This window comes from Micromonospora mangrovicola, from assembly GCF_047200535.1.
Classification (GTDB): Bacteria; Actinomycetota; Actinomycetes; order Mycobacteriales; family Micromonosporaceae; genus Micromonospora.
Map to the genome: position 1 here is coordinate 1 of NZ_JBJZOG010000223.1, position 1,617 is coordinate 1,617.

The 1,617-nt window shown below is 68.0% G+C and carries 2 protein-coding genes; both read right to left on the reverse strand.

The annotated features are described in order from the left end of the window. Positions 1 to 50: 50 nt before the first annotated feature. Positions 51 to 251: a hypothetical protein gene (locus tag ACL02O_RS34135; protein WP_412822308.1), complete on the reverse strand. Its 201-nt coding sequence runs from the start codon at positions 249 to 251 to the stop codon at positions 51 to 53. Then, positions 248 to 1,489: an IS256 family transposase gene (locus ACL02O_RS34140; RefSeq protein ID WP_412822309.1), complete on the reverse strand. Its 1,242-nt coding sequence runs from the start codon at positions 1,487 to 1,489 to the stop codon at positions 248 to 250. The genes ACL02O_RS34135 and ACL02O_RS34140 overlap by 4 nt, the downstream gene beginning before the upstream one ends. Between the last annotated feature and the right edge of the window lie 128 nt (positions 1,490 to 1,617).

Genomic DNA, 1,617 nt, shown 5'->3' on the forward strand with positions numbered 1-1,617 from the left:
GGTCAAGCCCCTGGAAGTGGTGTAACGGCTGATCTTTCGAGTTGTGCTGGTTAGAAGGGTTGTGTTCCGGGCTGGTCGGTGGCGGGTTTGCTGGTTTCGGGTTGCCAGTGGTCGATGTCGTGGGGCCAGGCTGCGGGACGGCCGTGGCCGTCCCAGAAGCCGGTCTCGGTGCCGGTGGCGGCCAGGGCGGCGTTGAGTTTCTCGCGTTCGGCTGGGGTGGGGATGGTGTGGTCGCCTGTCACGTCGGTCATGCTGCGGTCTCCAGTTGGGGCAGGCCCGCGCTCGTCGTGGTGGTTGTGGTGGTCTCGCGGGCCTTGGCGAGGATGTCGAGGGCGAAGTAGCGGCGGCCTTCGGTCCATTCGTCGTGTTGTTCGGCAAGGACGGCACCGACGAGGCGGGTGACGGCGTCACGGTCGGGGAAGATCCCGACGACGTCGGTGCGGCGGCGGATCTCCTTGTTGAGTCGTTCGTTGGGGTTGTTCGACCAGATCTGGCGCCAGATCTGTTGCGGGAAGCCGGTGAAGGCGAGCAGGTCGGCGCGGGCATCGTCGAGGTGGGCGGCCACCGCGGGCAGCGACCTGCTGACCGAGTCGAGGAGTTTGTCGAACTGGGCGTGGACCGCAGCGGCGTCGACCTGGTCGTAGACCGAGTGCAGCACGGTCTTGACCGCCGGCCACGCGGACTTCGGACACACCGCCATCAGGTTCGCGGCGTAGTGCGTGCGGCAGCGCTGCCAGGACGCGCCGGGCAGGTTCGCAGCGATCGCGTCGACCAGGCCGGGGTGGGCGTCGCTGGTGACCAGCAGGGTGCCGGTCAGGCCGCGGGCGACCATGTCGGCGAAGAACGCGTTCCATGCCTGCTTGGTTTCGCTGGTGGCGACCTTGACGCCGAGGACCTCGCGGTGGCCGTCGGCGTTGACGCCGGTCGCGACCAGCACGACCGCGTTGACGACTCGGCCCTGCTCGCGGACCTTCATGGTCAACGCGTCGGCGGCCACGAACGTGAACGGCCCCGACTCGCCCAGCGGCCGGGTGCGGAACGCCGCGACCTGGGCGTCCAGGTCGGCGGCCATCCGCGAGACCTGTGACTTGGACAGGCTGGTGATGCCCAGCGACTGGACGAGTTTGTCCATCCGCCGGGTGGACACGCCGAGCAGGTAGCAGGTCGCGACCACGCTGACCAGCGCGGCCTCGGCCCGCTTACGCCGTTCGAGCAGCCACTCGGGGAAGTAGGAGCCCGACCGCAGCTTCGGAATGGCCACGTCGATGGTGCCGACGCGGGTGTCGAGCTCGCGGCGCCGGTAGCCGTTACGGGAGTTGACCCGTTCCGGCGAGACGCTGCCGTACTCGGCGCCGCAGACCGCGTCGGCCTCCGCCGACAGCAGAGAATTGATCACCGTGGACAGCAGGTGCCGCATCAGATCCGGTGACGCGTCGGTCAGTGCCTGGCCCAGCAGGCCGGCAGGGTCGATGATGTGAGGTGCGGTCATCGCGGTAGTCCCTTTCGAGAGTGCTGTGGAAGGTTCACTCGAAAGATCACGCGATGGCCGCGTTCTATGCCGGACGGGCTGTCCGACGATCACGCCAACCGCGTTACACCACTATCAGGGACGCCACT

Coding starts and splice junctions, on each gene's coding strand:
- ACL02O_RS34135 (WP_412822308.1), bottom strand. CDS start 251: ATGACCGACGTGACAGGCGACCACACCATCCCCACCCCAGCCGAACGC.
- ACL02O_RS34140 (WP_412822309.1), bottom strand. CDS start 1,489: ATGACCGCACCTCACATCATCGACCCTGCCGGCCTGCTGGGCCAGGCA.